We start from the raw sequence: 17,517 nt of genomic DNA on the forward strand, positions 1-17,517 counted from the left end.
GGGGGCAAGTGCCCTCGCTGCAACAGTCGCCCACACAGATTTCCCGTTGCCTGTGCCAAGCCACTCTCGTTATCCTGCTGAATCCTTTAAGGTGAACACGTTGCTCTGGCCAAACCTGAGCCATCTCTGGAACCTTGTGATAACGGATCAGATGCGATGAAAGCACCGCTGCAAGAGCTTGGCCCGATCAAAGCTGTGATATTCGACATGGATGGGCTGTTGCTGGACACCGAGGGCATTTACACCGAGGTGACCTCCATCATCGCCGAGCGTTACGGGCGCACGTTTGATTGGAGCGTCAAGCAGAACATCATCGGACGTGGGGCCGGGGATCTGGCCCGCTATGTCGTTCAGGCGCTGGAGTTGCCGATCACCCCGGAAGAATTCCTGGTGATCCGCGAGCCCTTGATGCGCGAACGCTTTCCGCACGCCCTGGCGATGCCCGGTGCAGAAGAACTGGTGCGGCATTTGAAGGCCCATGACGTTCCGATTGCCGTGGGCACCAGTTCGTCGAGCCAGTCGTTTGCACTGAAAACCACGCTGCACCGGGACTGGTTCGCGTTGTTCGATTTCATCGTCACAGCGGATGACCCGGAGGTGGGCGCGGCGAAGCCGGCACCGGATATCTTCCTCACTGCCGCCCGACGCCTGGGCGTTGCACCCCGCGATTGCCTGGTATTCGAAGATTCACCGTTCGGGGTGACTGCGGCGAAAGCGGCGGGAATGACTGCCATTGCCATTCCGGATTCGGCCATGGCCGACGAAAAATACGCCCATGCCGACGCGATCATTCGTTCCCTGAAGATCTTCCAGCCAGGCCTGTGCGGTTTGCCAGAGCTGGAGTGGGCCTGACGACACATCGCGGCACAACAGAACGCCGGTCATGGTATTACCCATGACCGGCGTTTTTTTATGGCCTGGATCAGGCGCCGAACCCCCCCATCGCGAGCAGGCTCGCTCCCACATTGGTTTTGTGGCGACCGCACATGTTGCGACCACCCAAAATCCCTGTGGGAGCGAGCCTGCTCGCGATGGGGGGCGATGTGATTCAGAGCTGTGAATTCACCGCCCAAACCGCCCCGGCCAGCCAATAATGGTCTTGGGCCGAGGCGTGGCATAGGTGCGCACTTTCGAGGTGGACAAGCCCAACCGCACCAGGGCTTCGGCAATGGTCACCGCCGCCGTCACGCCATCGACCACCGGCACCCCGGTGCGCTGGCGGATCTGCTCATCGAGCCCGGCCATGCCGCCGCAACCCAGGCAGATCACTTCGGCCTTGTCCTGACTGACTGCCAGTTCTGCCTGCTGCACGATGGCTTCCACCGCCCGTTGCGGATCTTGCTCAAGCTCCAGCACTGCCAGGCCACTGGCGCGTACCGAGGCGCAGCGATCGAACAGGCCGGAGAGCTTTAGGCGGTCCTCGATCAGCGGCACGGTGCGGTCCAGGGTGGTGACCACCGAATAGGCGTGGCCCAGGAACATCGCGGTGCTGGCGCCCGCGTCGGTGATGTCCACCACCGGTACATTGAGCAGTTCCTGCAAGCCTTCGCGCCCATGTTCGCCGTAACCGGCCTGGATCACCGCATCAAACGGCTGATCGTAGGCCATCACCCGATCCATCACCGCGATGGCGGCCAGGTAGCTTTCGAAATTGCCTTCGATGGAGTCGGCGCCGAAGTACGGCGTGAGCCCGACGATCTCGGTGCCCGGCGCGGCCACGGCCTGGGCTTGTTGGGTGATGGCCCGGGTGATGGATTCGGTGGTGTTGACGTTGACCACAAGAATTCGCATGAGCTGTCCTCCTTAACGCAGAGTAAATAAGCGGCCCGCACCGGGCGGGCCGTTTTGAATCATCAATGACTGACGTTATCCACGGCGATGGACTCACCGCTGACGTCTTCGTAAAAGGGCTGGCGCTTGGCGATGATCAGGTACAGCAGCCCTGCAATCGAAGCGCCAATCAGCCAGGAGAACGGGGAAACGCTGTCGAAACCGGGCACCAGCGCCAGGACAATCGCGATCAGCGCTGCGGGAATAAACGCCGCCACGGCACGCAGATTGACCCCGTTGCTGTAGTAATACGCACCATTAGGGTCTTCGCTGTACAACTGCGGCACGTTGATACAACCTTTTCGCAACAGCCAGTAGTCGACCATGATGACGCCGTACAAGGGCCCGAGCAGGGCGCCGAGGCCGGAAAGGAAATACACAATCACCAGCGGGCTGTTGTAGAGATTCCACGGCAGAATCAGCACGGCAATGGCGGCGCTGATCAACCCGGCGCGGCGGAAGGTCAGGTACTTGGGCGCCAGGTTGCTGAGCACAAAGGCTGGGGCGACGAAATTAGCCATGATGTTCACCGCCACCGTGACAATCAAAAATGCCAGGCAGCCAAGCACCAGGAAAAAGGTGTTGGGGATCGAGGCGATGACTTGGGTCGGGCTTTCGATGATTTGCCCGTTGATCTGGAACTGCGCACCGCAGAGCAGGATGGTAATCCCGGCAAACACCAGAATATTGACCGGCAGCCCCCAGAAATTGCCCACGACGATGGTCCGGCGACACGGCGAGGAGCGAGCGAAGTCGCAGAAGTTGAGCACCAGCGTGCCGTAGATCGCCAGCCACAACGCGCCGCCGGCAAAGATGTTGCGCCACATTTCGCCACCGGTCAGAGGCTCGCGAATCGACCAGGCGATGTTTGCACCAGCCTGGGTGTACATCCAGCCGGCCAGCGCTGCGACAGTGACCAGAATCACCGGTCCGGCAAAACCTTCGTAACGGCGCACCATTTCCATGCCGTAGGCCAGGATCATCAGTTGCACGAACCAGATCGCCACGAAACACACCCAGCCCAGGCTCGACAGGCCCAGGATCGCGTCGCGGTCGTAGTCGGCGAAGCCTGGGTGTATCGCGATCAGCAGCACGCGCAAAACCACGGACGCCAGATAGGTCTGAATGCCAAACCAGGCGATGGCGATGACGGCCCTGATCAATGCAGGAATCTGCGCTCCGTGAATACCGAAACTGATCCGGCTGATCACCGGGAACGGTACCCCGGTTTTCTGCCCCATGTAGCCGGACAGATTCATAAAGCCGTAGACCAACGCTGCGCCGATCCCCAGGGACAACAGAATCTGCCAGCCACCGAGGCCCAAGGCATACAGGCCAATGGCAAAGGAATAGTTGGCGATGTTGTGTACGTCGTTGGTCCACAGGGCAAAGATGCTGTAGCGACCCCAGCGCCGCCCCTCGGCCTTGGTCGGCGCCAGGTCCTTGTTGTGCAGTCTTGGACTCAAGGTCAGCGTGGCGGCGGGTGCGCCATCAACGGCAGTGGGTGAGGAGGGCAGATCCAGCGCAATGTTATTGGAGAGACTTGTACGCATTCCGGCAGGCTCCTGATTCTCGATGCCACGATGACTGTGCATGAGCGAAGGGCTCGACAAATCTTCGTCGCGGCGAGGTGAGCATCATTGGTTACGGGGCATCTGCAGCCTGTACGGGATAGGGCGCTTCAGGCTTGCGGATCTAAAAGTGTGTGTATGTTTTATTTAGGTTGTATACAAAACACTTGTCGACTAAAGCCAGATTTATGCCAGTTTCTTAACTAATCCCTGGGCACCTAATTTCCTTTTGTTATGTGGATTTAGTAAGTGACTGAAAAATCGCCGTTATAAATTGACCGTTTGAACAGGTATTTATTTTTTAGGCTGGGCGTTGAAAAGGAGGGGGATAGCAGGAGGGGGAACCAGCGTGTAACTTTTCAGGGCATTGGAGGAGTAACTGCACACAAAAATGGCACCTGAGGTGACATTTTTGTGTACAGGACAGGGGCGGCTCTACAGCGCCTTGGTTTTAGTGATGATATTGCCGGCGTGCAGCCCGCATTCTTTCTGCGTGGCTTCTTCCCACCACCAGCGGCCTTCGCGTTCGTGCTGGTTCGGCAGCACCGGGCGGGTGCAGGGTTCGCAGCCGATGCTGATGAAGCCGCGTTCATGCAGGCTGTTGTAGGGCAATTCCAGCATGCGGATGTAGCCCCAGACTTCTTCGCTGGTCATCTGCGACAGCGGGTTGAATTTGTACAGGGTGCGTTCTGGAGTGGAAAATGCCGTGTCGATTTCCAGTGCGGCCACCTGGCTGCGGGTGCCGGGGCTCTGATCGCGACGCTGGCCGGTGGCCCAGGCGCGGACATCGGACAGCTTGCGCCGCAGCGGTTCGATCTTGCGAATGCCGCAGCACTCACCGTGACCGTCCTTGTAGAAGCTGAACAGGCCTTTTTCCTTCACGAAAGGCTCGAGTTTCGCAGGGTCCGGCGAGATCAGTTCGATATCGATCTTGTAGTGTTCGCGCACCTGTTCGATGAACCGATAGGTTTCCGGGTGCAGGCGACCGGTGTCGAGGCTGAACACCTTGACGTTCTTGTTCAGCTTCCAGGCCATGTCCACCAGCACCACGTCTTCGGCGCCGCTGAAAGATATCCACAGGTCATCGCCGAATTCGGCGAAGGCCAGTTTGAGGATGTCCTGTGGGGACTTGTTGGCATAGGTCGTGGCGAGTTCCACGACGTCAAACGATGGGCTCATCAGGGCGGCTTCCTACAGGTCGGTGGCGCTGGGCGCTCTATATGGGGCTGATGGTAACAAAAGCTGTCGGGGCTGGCGCGCTCCTGTGCGTTGCGCAGGCATCGGCGAATGGCTAGAGTCGGCAGTCCTTTTGTTCGCTCAACCGATAAACATCAAAAAAATGGGAGTGTCTTGTGGAAATTGCCTGTCTCGACCTGGAAGGTGTGCTGGTCCCGGAAATCTGGATCGCCTTCGCTGAAAAAACCGGTATTGAATCCCTCAGGGCGACCACGCGGGACATTCCCGACTACGACGTGTTGATGAAACAACGGTTGCGCATCCTCGATGAGCATGGCCTCAAGCTCTCCGATATTCAGGAAGTCATCGCCACCCTCAAGCCGCTGGACGGCGCCATCGAGTTCGTCGACTGGCTGCGCGAGCGTTTCCAGGTGGTGATTCTTTCCGACACCTTCTACGAATTCTCCCAACCCCTGATGCGCCAGCTGGGTTTCCCGACGTTGCTCTGCCATCGTCTGATTACCGATGACAGCGGACGGGTAACCGGATACCAGCTGCGTCAGAAAGATCCCAAGCGCCAGTCGGTATTGGCCTTCAAGAGCCTGTACTACCGGGTGATTGCGGCGGGGGATTCCTACAATGACACCACGATGCTGGGTGAAGCCGATGCCGGGATTCTGTTCCATGCGCCGGACAATGTGATTCAAGAGTTCCCGCAGTTCCCGGCGGTGCACAGTTTTGCTGAGTTGAAGCAGGAGTTCATCAAGGCTTCGAACCGTAATCTAAGCTTGTAAACCCAATCCCCCTGGGGGAGCGAGCCTGCTCGCGATAGCGTTGGTCAGCAGCATTTGAGCCAACTGGCACACCGCTATCGCGAGCAGGCTCGCTCCCACAGGGTTCTGGGCCTGGTCAGGGGCTTGCCCACGATGCTTTTAAAGGTTCTGCAAAGTTTCGAGCAACACCCGCACCTTGGTAATCGACTCCTGATACTCCGCCTGCCAATCCGAATCCGCGACAATCCCGCCGCCGCCCCAGCAACACACCTGTCCATCCTTGACCAGCAAGCTGCGGATGGCGATGGAACTGTCCATCTCTCCGCGTACGTCCAGGTACAGCAACGAGCCGCAATACAGCCCGCGGCGGGTCGGTTCGAGTTCGTCGATGATCTGCATGGCGCGGATTTTCGGTGCGCCGGTGATCGAGCCGCCGGGGAAGCTGCCCGCGATCAAGTCCAGCGCATCCTTGGCGTCGGCCAGCTCGCCGGTCACGCTGCTGACCAGATGGTGGACGTTGGGGTAGCTTTCCAGGCTGAACAACTCCGGCACGCGCACCGAGCCGATGCGGCAGGTACGGCCCAGGTCGTTGCGCAGCAGATCGACAATCATCAGGTTTTCCGCCCGGTCCTTGGGGCTGGCCAGCAACTCGGCGGCGTGTGCGGCGTCTTCGTCAGGGGTTGCGCCGCGTGGACGGGTGCCCTTGATCGGACGGGTCTCCACATGACCTTCGCTGACCTTGACGAAACGCTCGGGTGACAGACTCAGCACCGCGCCGCCGTCGGGCAAGCTCTGGAAGCCGGAAAACGGCGTCGGGCAAGCCGCCCGCAGCGCCTGATAGGCGGCCCAGGCATCGCCTTGGCACGGGGCGCGGAAGCGCTGGGCAAAGTTGACCTGGTAGCAGTCGCCGGCCTGGATATACGCCTGGATCCGCTCGAAGGCCAGTCGATAGGCATCGCTATTGAGGTCGGGCGCCATGGGCGCTTCGAGGCTGAAGGCGGTCACAGGCGCTGAGGTCGGCTGGTTGAAGAGCGCAATCAGGCGTTGGCGTTCGCTGTCGGCGCAGTGAGGGTGAAACACCAACTGGCTGGTCCCGGCCTGATGGTCGGTGACCAGCGCCCAGTCGTACACACCGAACCGCGCGTCGGGCAGGTGCAGATCGTCTTTGGCGTGGGACGGCAGGGTTTCGAGATGTCGGCCGAAGTCGTAGCTCAGGTAGCCGATCAGGCCGCCAGCGAAAGGCAATTGCACCGAGGCCGGCAGTACAGCACTCCCCAGTTGCGTCAGATGAATACGCAAGCGTTGCAGGAAATCGGCACCGCTCTCGTCTGACAGCACCGCCAACTGCTCCAGCGGCCAGGCACTGAGCAAATCATAGCGCCCGCGTTCGGCACTCGGCCGGCCGCTGTCGAGCAGCACACTGCCCGGGGCATGGCGGATCACCGCGAAATACTCGGCGGGGTTGGCGCGGTAAGGCAGCGGGTGTACAGAGCAGGTTGACATGGGCGGGGTGGGTCAGCCGTTCAGGCGGGGTGGCGATTGTAATCCCTCTGTAGGATTTGCTCCTAGAGGGATGTCGGAGATGAGTAAGTATGGGGCCATCGAAACATTTGGCTGTGAACACCTTGTGGCGAGGGGATTTATCCCCGCTGGGTTGCGCAGCAACCCTAAAACTTACCACCCCGGTGTATCAGGCTGACTGCATCTGCCTGTTTGGGGCTGCTTCGCAACCCAGCGGGGATAAATCCCCTCGCCACAGGGGTGTTTCAGCCTTCAACCCTCAACCCTCAACCGGCGGAATATGCCCAAACAACTCCTGGGCAAACGCCACGCGCTCCTCGACGGTTTCCACCACGCCACGGGCCTTGAGTTCTTCCAGGCGGGCTTCCACCGCGTGGGTGCGCAGAGTCAGGCCGCAGTCGTTGGCGATCTGGATGTTCAGCCCCGGTCGGGCGTTGAGCTCCAGGATCAACGGACCTTTTTCCTGGTCCAGCACCATGTCCACGCCGATGTAGCCCAGCCCGCACAGTTCGTAGCAACCGGCGGCCAGTTTCATGAAGCCGTCCCAGTAGGGCAGCTGCACGCCGTCCACCGCGTTGGTGGTGTCAGGGTGTTTGGTGATGATGTTGTTCAGCCAGGTACCGCGCAGGGTCAGGCCGGTGGCAAGGTCGACACCCACGCCGATGGCGCCCTGGTGCAGGTTGGCCTTGCCGCCGGACTGGCGGGTCGGCAAGCGCAGCATGGCCATCACCGGATAGCCCATCAGTACGATGATGCGAATGTCCGGTACGCCTTCATAGCTGATGCTCTTGAAGATCTGGTCCGGGGTCACGCGATATTCGATCAGCGCCCGGTCCCGGTGGCCACCCAAGGAGTAGAGACCGGTAAGGATGCTGGACACATGGTGTTCGATTTCTTCATGGCTGATGATCTTGCCGGACACCGTGCGATAGCGGCCCTCGAAGCGGTCGGCAATGACGATGATGCCGTCGCCACCCGCGCCCTGGGCCGGCTTGATCACGAAGTCGGTGCGCCCGCCGATGATCTCGTCGAGCTTGTCGATTTCCTTCTCGGTGGAGATCACCCCGTATAGCTCCGGTACATGGATGCCGGCAGCGATGGCCCGTTCCTTGGTGATGATCTTGTCATCGACGATCGGGTACAGGCTGCGCTTGTTGTATTTGAGCACATAGTCGGCGTTACGCCGATTGATGCCCATGATGCCCCGGGCCTCCAGGGCCTTCCAGGTCTTCCACAGGCCGAACATTATGAGTCAGCCTTGACGAAGGCCTTGAACCGCACCAGCTCGGTCAGGCGGTAGCCGCGGTAGCGACCCATGGCCAGCATGAAACCTACCAGAATCAGCAGGATGGCCGGGAAGGTGAACACGAAGTACACCAGCTCCGGCACGCTCATGATCAGGTGCGCCAGGGCGGCGGCGAACAGGGTGCCGATGGCCACCTTCATGGCGTGGCTGGCGCCGCGTTCTTCCCAGGTAATGGACAGGCGTTCGATGGTCATGGTCAGAATCACCATCGGGAACAGCGCGACCGACAGCCCGCGTTCCAGGCCCAGCTTGTGGCTGAACAGGCTGATGGCGGCGATCAGCACCACCACGAACGTCAGCACCACCGAAAGCCTTGGCAGCATTTGCAGCTTGAGATGTTCCAGATAGGAGCGCAGGGACAGGCCCAGCGTCGTGATGACCGTGAACAGGATGATGCCGAAGCCCAGCTGGGTTTCGCGGAAGGCCAGGGCGATCAACACCGGTGTGAACGTGCCCAGGGTCTGCAGGCCGATCAGGTTGCGCAGCACCAGAATCACCAGCACGCCGATCGGGATCATCACCATGATCATGAACGTCTGCTGGGTTTGTAGCGGCAGGCCGTAGAGCGAGTATTCGAGGAAGTTGGCGTCGGTGTTTTCGTCCGTCAGCTTGGCCAGGCGAATGGCGTTCATTTCGCTGTTGTTCATGGTGAAGGTGACGGTGGCTTTTTTGCCGCCATCGACGGTGATCAGGTTTTCATCACCGGTCCACCACAGCAGACGGTCGCTGGGCAGGCCCCGCTCAGCGGTATCCGGGTTGAAATACAGCCAGTCGGTGCCGTTGAAACTGCGCAGCCACAGTTCAGGCGACTGCGGTTGGTCGGCAACCAGGCGGATGGTATGGACCTTCTCCACCGGCACGTGGGCGATAGACAGCACCAGTTCGACGACTCTGGCCTTGCTGGCTATGGACGGATCGCCAGCCAGCAGCAACTTGACGTTGTCGTCGTTGGGGTTGTTGACCCGTTTGATCGCTTCACTGATGAAGGTCTCGACGTCGGCCGAGTGCTGGCGGATCGGCGCGAGCAGGGCTTCGGCGGCCAGCTTCTCGGGGCCCTCGACGGCGATGCTGTCGCGGAAGGTCGGGCCCTTGATCTTGGATTTTTCCGAGGTGTAGCGCTTGGTCAGCACCAGGCGGTAGTACAGGGTCTGGTTGCCCTTGGCCCGACGGGCCGACCACGTGACCTTGCGGTTACCGTCCACCCGGTTCACCGCCACACCGTAGTTATTGGAGATGAAGCTCTCGTTGAGGCTGACATAGTCCATGCTCAGCGGCGGCACGAACATCTGGATCTTCACCGGATCCTTGGCATTGGGGACGAACTCGATCTTGGCATCGATGTTCCACAAGTCGTCGGTGGCGTCTTCGGTCACCGGGATGCCGAGCACGAAAATCTGATAGGCCGTCACCGACAGGCCCAGCACCACCAGGATGGCGATCAGCATTTTCAAATGGAGGGTAAGAGAGCGCATTGGAATTACTCTGCGGTTTGAGCGGCATTGGCGCAGGCGGGTTTGCCGGCAGCGTATTTGAGACTGGGGTCGACCAGCGCGTCGAAGCGTTTGAGGGCTTCGGAGCCGATCAGTAGCGGGTATTGGAAAGCGCTGCGGTCGGTGAGGTTCACTTCGATGCTGCGCAGGGCCGAGCCCATGCAGATGTCCAGCTCGATGACCGGCCGAGCCGTGTAGTTCTTGCCTTCTTCGGGGTCATAGTCACCGGCGCGGCGTTTGATCTTGCTGACCCGGGCCAGCGGACGTTCGATAGGGTGCGAATGCGCCGCGTCGATGGCCAGGTAAAAACGCACCCAGGATTCGCCATCGCGTTTGAAGCGCTTGATGTCCCGGGCGCTGAGCGAAGCGGTTTTGGCCCCGGTGTCCAACTTGGCGGCAACCTCCAGGTCGATGCCCTGCAGGGCGGCGTATTCATTGAGGCCGTACACGGTTTTTTCACCCGCCAGGGCAAGCCCCGGCAGGCACGTGAAACAAAGGACAGCAGTTAAGGGCTTGAGTGTCATAAATCCTGATGCACAGTGTTCCGTTCGTCGGTTCAGGCCCTGGCATTGCTGCACAAGCTCCCTGGGTTGCCTTCTCTTATAGATGCAGAGCGGCAAATTGCGGCGGCATTCTAGCACGGTGGTTTTCTGACGCCACCGCCGCCCGGACGCAACCGCTTACCCGACGCACTTGGTTATGGAGGAGGCCCTTATTAGACAATTGTCGACAATATCTAATTTTACTTTGACGAAAGCGCAGTGATTGGTTAGTTTTTGCCTTATAGATTTATAAGGTGTCGACAATATGCTCGATCAGCTCGAATCACCGGTCTTGGCCCAAGAGGAATCGGAAACCCTTTCCGAGAACGTCTTCCGGCGTATCCAGGCCGCAATCGTGCGAGGCGATATCGCGCCTGGCAGCAAGATCTCCGAGCCCGAACTGGCACGCACCTACGGCATCAGCCGCGGCCCGCTGCGCGAGGCCATCCATCGCCTGGAAGGCCAGCGCCTGCTGGTGCGGGTGCCTCACGTGGGCGCCAGGGTGGTATCCCTGAGCCACGCCGAGTTGCTGGAACTCTATGAAATCCGCGAGTCCCTGGAAGGCATGGCCTGCCGACTGGCGGCCGAGCGCATGACCCTGGAAGAAATCGACGAGCTGCGCCGGGTCCTGGAAACCCATGAGCGCGACGCGGCGTTCCAGGCCGGTGTCGGCTATTACCAGCAGGAAGGCGACTTCGATTTCCATTACCGGATCATCCAGGGCAGCGGCAACCGCACCCTGACGCAAATGCTCTGCGGCGAGCTGTATCAGTTGGTGCGCATGTACCGCATCCAGTTTTCCACCACGCCCAACCGTCCGCGCCAGGCCTTTGCCGAGCACCACAGGATTCTCGATGCCATCGCCGACCGTGACGGTGAACTGGCTGAATTATTGATGCGCCGGCACATCGGCGCTTCCAAACGCAACATCGCGCGTCATTTCCAGGACAGCGCCGCCACTGAACGAGGTGAGTCATGAGCAACAGCACTCCAGGCCAGCGTTTTCGCGATGCGGTCGCCAACGAGCATCCGCTGCAAGTGGTGGGCACGATCAACGCCAACCACGCGCTGCTGGCCAAACGCGCCGGTTTCAAGGCGATCTACCTGTCGGGCGGCGGCGTGGCGGCCGGCTCCCTTGGCGTGCCGGACCTGGGCATCACAGGCCTGGATGACGTGCTGACCGATGTGCGCCGTATCACCGACGTCTGCGACCTGCCGTTGCTGGTGGACGTGGATACCGGGTTTGGCTCCTCGGCGTTCAATGTGGCCCGCACGGTCAAGTCGATGATCAAGTTCGGCGCGGCGGCCATTCATATTGAAGACCAGGTCGGCGCCAAGCGTTGCGGCCACCGTCCGAACAAAGAGATCGTCTCGCAACAGGAAATGGTCGACCGCATCAAAGCCGCCGTCGACGCGCGCACCGATGACAGCTTCGTGATCATGGCCCGTACCGACGCCCTGGCCGTGGAGGGCTTGGAATCGGCCCTGGACCGCGCCGCCGCGTGCATCGAGGCCGGTGCCGACATGATCTTTCCGGAAGCCATTACCGAACTTGAGATGTACAAGCTGTTCGCCAGCCGCGTGAAAGCCCCGATCCTGGCCAACATCACTGAATTCGGCGCGACACCGCTGTACACCACCGAACAACTGGCAGGCGCCGACGTGTCCCTGGTGCTGTACCCCCTGTCGGCCTTCCGCGCCATGAACAAAGCGGCCGAGAACGTCTATACCGCAATCCGCCGCGACGGTACGCAACAGAACGTCATCGACACCATGCAGACTCGCATGGAGCTTTACGATCGCATCGACTACCACACCTTCGAGCAAAAGCTCGATGCGTTGTTCGCGGCAAAAAAATGAACAGAGCGCAGCCTCTACAAATCTAAAAAATGGAGACAGCAAATGGCCGAAGCAAAAGTACTCAGTGGCGCCGGGCTCCGTGGCCAGGTGGCCGGGCAAACCGCATTGTCCACCGTAGGCCAGTCAGGTGCCGGCCTGACCTATCGCGGTTATGACGTCCGCGAGCTGGCGGCTGACGCGCAATTTGAAGAAGTGGCTTACCTGCTGCTGTATGGCGAGCTGCCGACCCAGGCGCAACTGGACGCCTACACAGGCAAACTGAGCCAATTGCGGGACTTGCCCCAAGCCTTGAAAGAGGTGTTGGAGCGCATTCCTGCCGACGCCCACCCAATGGACGTGATGCGCACCGGCTGCTCGTTCCTGGGCAACCTGGAACCGGAGCTGAATTTCTCCGAACAGCATGACAAGACCGACCGCCTGTTGGCCGCGTTCCCGGCGATCATGTGCTACTGGTATCGCTTCAGCCACGAAGGCCAGCGCATCGAGTGTGTGACCGACGAGACCTCCATCGGCGGCCATTTCCTGCACCTGTTGCATGGCAAGAAGCCGAGCGAGCTGCACGTCAAGGTGATGAACGTCTCGCTGATTCTGTATGCCGAGCACGAGTTCAACGCCTCGACCTTCACGGCACGGGTGTGTGCCTCGACCCTGTCTGACCTGTTTTCCTGCATCACCGCCGCCATCGGTTCGCTGCGCGGCCCGTTGCATGGTGGGGCCAACGAAGCGGCGATGGAGATGATCCAACGCTTCCAGTCGCCGGAGGAGGCGATCAAGGGCACCCTCGGGATGCTCGAGCGCAAGGACAAGATCATGGGCTTCGGCCACGCGATCTATAAGGACAACGACCCGCGCAACGAGGTGATCAAGGGTTGGTCGAAAAAACTCGCCGACGAGGTGGGTGACACGGTGTTGTTCCCGGTTTCCGAGGCCATCGACAAGACCATGTGGGAGCAGAAAAAACTGTTCCCCAACGCCGACTTCTACCATGCCTCGGCGTACCACTTCATGGGCATTCCGACCAAGCTGTTCACGCCGATCTTCGTTTGCTCGCGCCTGACCGGCTGGGCCGCCCACGTCTACGAACAACGTGCCAACAACCGCATCATCCGACCGAGCGCCGAATACACCGGCGTCGAACAGCGCAAGTTCGTGCCAATCGAACAACGCTGAACTGGAGGGTTTTAGCCGCCGGAACTGATTACCCCGAAACCCTGTGGGAGCGAGCTTGCTCGCGATTGCGTACTGATATTCAACATTAATGTGGACGGATACACCGCTATCGCGAGCAAGCTCGCTCCCACAGTGGCCGGGGGGGCTTTGAGGCTGGCGTCAACCTTCTGAAACCACCGTGACCCGAGTGCTGACGATGAACACAGAATTTCGCAAACCGCTGCCCGGCACTTCGCTGGATTATTTCGACGTTCGCGGGGCCGTGGATGCCATCCGGCCTGGCGCTTACGATGGCCTGCCGTATACCTCCAGGGTGCTGGCGGAAAACCTGGTGCGTCGCTGCGACCCGGCGACGCTGGGCGAGTCGCTGCTGCAACTGATCGAGCGCAAGCGCGACCTGGATTTCCCGTGGTTCCCGGCTCGAGTGGTGTGCCATGACATCCTCGGCCAGACCGCCCTGGTGGACCTGGCTGGCCTGCGCGACGCCATCGCCCTGCAAGGCGGTGACCCGGCGCAGGTCAACCCGGTGGTACCGACCCAACTGATCGTTGACCATTCCCTGGCGGTGGAAAGCGGCGGTTCCGACCCCCAGGCGTTCGCCAAGAACCGCGCCATCGAAGACCGGCGCAACGAAGACCGCTTTCACTTCATCAACTGGACCAAGAAAGCCTTCAAGAACGTCGACGTGATTCCGCCGGGCAACGGGATCATGCACCAGATCAACCTGGAAAAAATGTCACCGGTGATCCAGCAGCGTGACGGCGTGGCGTTCCCCGATACCTGCGTGGGCACTGACAGCCACACCCCCCACGTCGATGCCTTGGGCGTGATCGCCATCGGCGTTGGCGGCCTGGAAGCCGAAAGCGTGATGTTGGGGCGTGCCTCGTGGATGCGCCTGCCGGAAATCATTGGCGTCGAGCTGACCGGCAGGCTGCAACCGGGCATCACCGCCACCGACATGGTGCTGGCGCTGACCGAATTCCTGCGCAAACAAAAAGTCGTCGGTGCCTGGCTGGAGTTTTTCGGTGAAGGCGCCAGCGCCCTGACCTTGGGCGACCGCGCGACCATTTCCAACATGGCCCCGGAATACGGCGCCACGGCGGCGATGTTCTACATCGACCAACAGACTATCGATTACCTGAAGCTCACCGGCCGCGAAGACCAGCAGGTTCAACTGGTCGAGACTTACGCCAAGCAGGCAGGCCTGTGGGCCGACACGCTCAAGGGCGCGCAATACGAGCGCGGCTTGACCTTTGATCTGTCGTCGGTGGTGCGCAACATGGCTGGTCCCAGCAACCCCCACGCCCGCGTCGCGGTGTCGGATCTGGCCGCCAAAGGTATCTCCGGTCAGTGGGACGATGTGCCCGGGCAAATGCCCGACGGCGCCGTGATCATCGCCGCCATCACCAGTTGCACCAACACCAGCAACCCACGCAACGTGATCGCTGCCGGCCTGCTGGCGCGCAACGCTAATCGCCTAGGCCTGACCCGCAAGCCATGGGTCAAGTCGTCCCTGGCGCCGGGGTCGAAAACCGTGGCGCTGTACCTGGATGAAGCCGGTCTGACCAAAGAGCTGGAGCAATTGGGTTTTGGTGTCGTGGCCTTCGCCTGCACCACCTGCAATGGCATGTCCGGTGCGCTGGACCCGCTGATCCAGCAGGAAATCATCGACCGCGACCTGTACGCCACGGCCGTGTTGTCGGGCAACCGCAACTTCGACGGGCGCATCCATCCGTACGCCAAACAGGCGTTCCTTGCCTCGCCGCCGCTGGTGGTCGCTTATGCCATCGCCGGGACCATCCGCTTCGACATCGAGAAGGATGTGCTGGGCGTGGTGGACGGTCGCGAGATCCGCCTCAAGGACATCTGGCCGAGCGACGAAGAAATCGATGCGGTGGTCAAGGCCTCGGTGAAGCCGGAGCAGTTCCGTCAGGTGTACATCCCGATGTTCGCCATCCAGGAGGACACCGGGCCAAAAGTGACGCCGCTGTATGACTGGCGCCCGCAAAGCACCTATATCCGTCGCCCGCCGTATTGGGAAGGAGCGCTGGCCGGTGCGCGGCCGCTCAAGGGCATGCGTCCGCTGGCGGTGCTGCCGGACAACATCACCACCGATCACCTGTCGCCGTCCAACGCCATCATGCTCGACAGTGCCGCTGGCGAATACCTGGCGAAAATGGGCCTGCCGGAAGAAGATTTCAACTCTTACGCAACCCATCGGGGCGACCATTTGACCGCCCAGCGTGCGACCTTCGCCAACCCGAAACTGTTCAACGAGATGGTCCAGGAAAACGGCAAGGTCAAGCAGGGTTCTCTGGCCCGGGTCGAGCCGGAAGGCCAGGTCATGCGCATGTGGGAAGCCATCGAAACCTACATGGAGCGCAAGCAGCCGCTGATCATCATCGCCGGTGCCGACTACGGCCAGGGTTCGTCCCGGGACTGGGCGGCCAAGGGCGTGCGCCTGGCCGGTGTCGAGGCGATTGCCGCTGAAGGTTTCGAGCGTATCCACCGCACCAATCTGGTGGGGATGGGGGTGTTGCCGCTGGAGTTCCAGCCGGGCACCGATCGCAAGACCCTGGGCATCGACGGCAGCGAGGTCTATGACGTGATCGGCGAGCGCACCCCGCGTGCGACGCTGACCCTGGTCATCACCCGCAAGAACGGCGAGCGCGTCGAAGTGCCGGTGACCTGCCGTCTCGATACCGCCGAAGAAGTGTCGATCTACGAAGCCGGCGGCGTATTGCAGCGCTTTGCCCAGGACTTCCTCGAATCGGCGGTTGCCGTTTAAATCACAGCTGCGGGCACCCTTGCGGGCCCGCTTGAGGAGCATCATGGCTCACGCACCGCAAATCAGAATCCCCGCCACTTACATGCGTGGTGGCACCAGCAAAGGCGTGTTCTTCAGCTTGCAGGACCTGCCCGAAGCGGCCCGCGTTCCCGGCTCGGTCCGGGATGCTCTGCTGCTGCGGGTGATCGGCAGCCCCGATCCATACGAGAAGCAGATCGATGGGATGGGCGGCGCGACGTCGAGCACCAGCAAGACCGTGATCCTGTCCAAGAGCACCCGAGCCGATCACGATGTCGATTACCTGTTCGGCCAAGTGTCCATCGACAAGCCGTTCGTGGACTGGAGCGGCAACTGCGGCAACCTGTCGGCGGCGGTCGGTTCATTCGCCATCAGCAGTGGTTTGGTGGACGCCAGTCGCATCCCACAAAACGGCGTGGCCGTGGTGCGGATCTGGCAAGCCAATATCAGCAAGACCATCATCGCCCATGTGCCGATCACCGACGGCGCGGTGCAGGAAACCGGTGACTTCGAGCTCGACGGCGTGACCTTTCCGGCGGCTGAAGTGCAACTGGAATTCATGGACCCGGCGGCCGAGGAGGAGGGCGGTGGTGGCTCGATGTTTCCCACCGGCAACCTGGTGGACGACCTTGAGGTGCCTGGTGTTGGTACCTTCAAGGCGACCCTGATCAACGCCGGCATCCCGACGATCTTCATCAATGCCCGGGACGTTGGTTATACCGGCACCGAATTGCAGGGCGCCATCAATGGCGATCCCAAGGCCCTGGCCATGTTCGAAACCATCCGTGCCCACGGCGCCTTGCGCATGGGCCTGATTCAGCATCTGGACGAAGCCGCCCAGCGCCAGCACACACCGAAAGTGGCGTTTGTCGCACCGCCGGCGGACTACCTCTCCTCCAGCGGTAAGGCGGTCTCGGCGCGGGACGTCGATTTGCTGGTGCGAGCACTGTCCATGGGCAAACTGCACCACGCGATGATGGGCACCGCGGCGGTCGCCATCGGCACGGCGGCGGCGATCAGCGGCACGCTGGTGAACCTGGCGGCCGGCGGCATCGACCGCACCGCTGTGCGCTTCGGCCATCCCTCCGGCACCTTGCGCGTCGGCGCCGAGGCCAGCCAGGTCAATGGCGAATGGACCGTGAAAAAAGCCATCATGAGCCGCAGCGCGCGGGTATTGATGGAAGGGTTTGTGCGGGTACCGGGGGATGTTCTGAACTGACACTTGACCCAGGCAAACCCGTGGTGAACGCGGCGTCTGCGAGCATCCGCGATCAAAACTGTGGGAGCGAGCCTGCTCGCGATAGCGATGGTACAGCCCGCAAAGAGGTTGGATGTGCCGGCCTCATCGCGAGCAGGCTCGCTCCCACAGTGGATTTGTGGTGAGCACAGAATCTGCGAACATCCGCGATTGAACCTGTGGGAGCGAGCCTGCTCGCGATGAGGCCGGCACAGTCAGCATTGATGTCGCCTGA

The 17,517-nt window shown here is 61.0% G+C and carries 14 protein-coding genes; 7 read left to right on the plus strand and 7 right to left on the minus strand.

What is annotated here, in order from left to right:
- The first annotated feature begins 156 nt into the window (after positions 1-156).
- Positions 157-852, plus strand: coding sequence for an HAD-IA family hydrolase (locus PSEUDOMOFG3G_RS07040; RefSeq protein WP_047228267.1), 696 nt, complete (start codon positions 157-159; stop codon positions 850-852).
- 210 nt (positions 853-1,062) lie between these two features.
- Here PSEUDOMOFG3G_RS07040 and PSEUDOMOFG3G_RS07045 read toward each other — a convergent pair whose 3' ends face one another.
- From PSEUDOMOFG3G_RS07045 to PSEUDOMOFG3G_RS07055, 3 genes are all read right to left on the minus strand, one after another.
- Positions 1,063-1,791, minus strand: a complete 729-nt coding sequence (locus PSEUDOMOFG3G_RS07045) for an aspartate/glutamate racemase family protein (protein WP_139049496.1) — start codon at positions 1,789-1,791, stop codon at positions 1,063-1,065.
- A 62-nt stretch (positions 1,792-1,853) separates the two neighbouring features.
- Positions 1,854-3,383 carry an NCS1 family nucleobase:cation symporter-1 gene (locus tag PSEUDOMOFG3G_RS07050; RefSeq protein ID WP_139049497.1) on the minus strand — a complete coding sequence of 510 codons (1,530 nt, stop codon included), beginning with the start codon at positions 3,381-3,383 and terminating at the stop codon, positions 1,854-1,856.
- Between the two features lie 453 nt (positions 3,384-3,836).
- Complete coding sequence (locus tag PSEUDOMOFG3G_RS07055) at positions 3,837-4,580, minus strand: phosphoadenylyl-sulfate reductase (RefSeq protein WP_139049498.1); 744 nt, start codon at positions 4,578-4,580, stop codon at positions 3,837-3,839.
- 173 nt (positions 4,581-4,753) lie between these two features.
- Here PSEUDOMOFG3G_RS07055 and thrH point away from each other — a divergent pair, with 173 nt between their 5' ends.
- Positions 4,754-5,371, plus strand: coding sequence for a bifunctional phosphoserine phosphatase/homoserine phosphotransferase ThrH (gene thrH, locus PSEUDOMOFG3G_RS07060; RefSeq protein ID WP_047228272.1), 618 nt, complete (start codon positions 4,754-4,756; stop codon positions 5,369-5,371).
- A gap of 138 nt (positions 5,372-5,509) precedes the next feature.
- Here the strand turns inward: thrH and pabB are convergent, their stop codons facing one another.
- The 4 genes from pabB to PSEUDOMOFG3G_RS07080 all read right to left on the minus strand — a co-directional run bounded on the left by pabB (position 5,510) and on the right by PSEUDOMOFG3G_RS07080 (position 10,191).
- On the minus strand, positions 5,510-6,853 hold the full coding sequence (gene pabB, locus PSEUDOMOFG3G_RS07065) for an aminodeoxychorismate synthase component I (RefSeq protein ID WP_076383860.1): 1,344 nt from the start codon (positions 6,851-6,853) through the stop codon (positions 5,510-5,512).
- A 277-nt stretch (positions 6,854-7,130) separates the two neighbouring features.
- The gene (locus PSEUDOMOFG3G_RS07070; protein ID WP_047228274.1) at positions 7,131-8,117 is read right to left on the minus strand and encodes an alpha-L-glutamate ligase-like protein; all 987 of its coding nucleotides are present in this window, start codon (positions 8,115-8,117) and stop codon (positions 7,131-7,133) included.
- Positions 8,117-9,649, minus strand: a complete 1,533-nt coding sequence (locus PSEUDOMOFG3G_RS07075) for an inactive transglutaminase family protein (RefSeq protein WP_047228275.1) — start codon at positions 9,647-9,649, stop codon at positions 8,117-8,119. The genes PSEUDOMOFG3G_RS07070 and PSEUDOMOFG3G_RS07075 overlap by 1 nt, the downstream gene beginning before the upstream one ends.
- A 5-nt stretch (positions 9,650-9,654) precedes the next feature.
- The gene (locus PSEUDOMOFG3G_RS07080) at positions 9,655-10,191 is read right to left on the minus strand and encodes an ATP-dependent zinc protease (protein ID WP_092458841.1); all 537 of its coding nucleotides are present in this window, start codon (positions 10,189-10,191) and stop codon (positions 9,655-9,657) included.
- Positions 10,192-10,474: 283 nt separating this feature from the next.
- Here PSEUDOMOFG3G_RS07080 and PSEUDOMOFG3G_RS07085 point away from each other — a divergent pair, with 283 nt between their 5' ends.
- The 5 genes from PSEUDOMOFG3G_RS07085 (at position 10,475) to prpF (ending at position 17,264) form a co-directional block, all read left to right on the plus strand.
- Positions 10,475-11,188, plus strand: a complete 714-nt coding sequence (locus PSEUDOMOFG3G_RS07085) for a GntR family transcriptional regulator (protein WP_139049499.1) — start codon at positions 10,475-10,477, stop codon at positions 11,186-11,188.
- The gene (gene prpB / locus PSEUDOMOFG3G_RS07090) at positions 11,185-12,069 is read left to right on the plus strand and encodes a methylisocitrate lyase (RefSeq protein ID WP_047228278.1); all 885 of its coding nucleotides are present in this window, start codon (positions 11,185-11,187) and stop codon (positions 12,067-12,069) included. Before PSEUDOMOFG3G_RS07085 ends, prpB begins: the two co-directional genes overlap by 4 nt.
- 42 nt (positions 12,070-12,111) lie before the next feature.
- Positions 12,112-13,239: a 2-methylcitrate synthase gene (gene prpC / locus PSEUDOMOFG3G_RS07095; protein ID WP_047228279.1), complete on the plus strand. Its 1,128-nt coding sequence runs from the start codon at positions 12,112-12,114 to the stop codon at positions 13,237-13,239.
- 196 nt (positions 13,240-13,435) lie between these two features.
- Entirely contained in the window at positions 13,436-16,027 is a 2,592-nt protein-coding gene (acnD, locus tag PSEUDOMOFG3G_RS07100) for a Fe/S-dependent 2-methylisocitrate dehydratase AcnD (RefSeq protein WP_139049500.1), read from the plus strand.
- 43 nt (positions 16,028-16,070) lie between these two features.
- Complete coding sequence (gene prpF, locus PSEUDOMOFG3G_RS07105; RefSeq protein WP_107322049.1) at positions 16,071-17,264, plus strand: 2-methylaconitate cis-trans isomerase PrpF; 1,194 nt, start codon at positions 16,071-16,073, stop codon at positions 17,262-17,264.
- Positions 17,265-17,517 lie beyond the last annotated feature (253 nt).

The sequence above is a fragment of the Pseudomonas sp. FG-3G genome (assembly GCF_901007645.1).
GTDB lineage: Bacteria > Pseudomonadota > Gammaproteobacteria > Pseudomonadales > Pseudomonadaceae > Aquipseudomonas > Aquipseudomonas rhizophila.

Bases quoted from the DNA above. Each gene is read 5' to 3' on its own strand.
- PSEUDOMOFG3G_RS07080 (WP_092458841.1), bottom strand. From the start codon at position 10,191: ATGACACTCAAGCCCTTAACTGCTGTCCTTTGTTTCACGTGCCTGCCG.
- PSEUDOMOFG3G_RS07075 (WP_047228275.1), bottom strand. From the start codon at position 9,649: ATGCGCTCTCTTACCCTCCATTTGAAAATGCTGATCGCCATCCTGGTG.
- PSEUDOMOFG3G_RS07055 (WP_139049498.1), bottom strand. From the start codon at position 4,580: ATGAGCCCATCGTTTGACGTCGTGGAACTCGCCACGACCTATGCCAAC.
- prpB (WP_047228278.1), top strand. From the start codon at position 11,185: ATGAGCAACAGCACTCCAGGCCAGCGTTTTCGCGATGCGGTCGCCAAC.
- prpF (WP_107322049.1), top strand. From the start codon at position 16,071: ATGGCTCACGCACCGCAAATCAGAATCCCCGCCACTTACATGCGTGGT.
- PSEUDOMOFG3G_RS07070 (WP_047228274.1), bottom strand. From the start codon at position 8,117: ATGTTCGGCCTGTGGAAGACCTGGAAGGCCCTGGAGGCCCGGGGCATC.
- PSEUDOMOFG3G_RS07050 (WP_139049497.1), bottom strand. From the start codon at position 3,383: ATGCGTACAAGTCTCTCCAATAACATTGCGCTGGATCTGCCCTCCTCA.
- pabB (WP_076383860.1), bottom strand. From the start codon at position 6,853: ATGTCAACCTGCTCTGTACACCCGCTGCCTTACCGCGCCAACCCCGCC.
- PSEUDOMOFG3G_RS07045 (WP_139049496.1), bottom strand. From the start codon at position 1,791: ATGCGAATTCTTGTGGTCAACGTCAACACCACCGAATCCATCACCCGG.
- PSEUDOMOFG3G_RS07040 (WP_047228267.1), top strand. From the start codon at position 157: ATGAAAGCACCGCTGCAAGAGCTTGGCCCGATCAAAGCTGTGATATTC.
- PSEUDOMOFG3G_RS07085 (WP_139049499.1), top strand. From the start codon at position 10,475: ATGCTCGATCAGCTCGAATCACCGGTCTTGGCCCAAGAGGAATCGGAA.
- acnD (WP_139049500.1), top strand. From the start codon at position 13,436: ATGAACACAGAATTTCGCAAACCGCTGCCCGGCACTTCGCTGGATTAT.
- prpC (WP_047228279.1), top strand. From the start codon at position 12,112: ATGGCCGAAGCAAAAGTACTCAGTGGCGCCGGGCTCCGTGGCCAGGTG.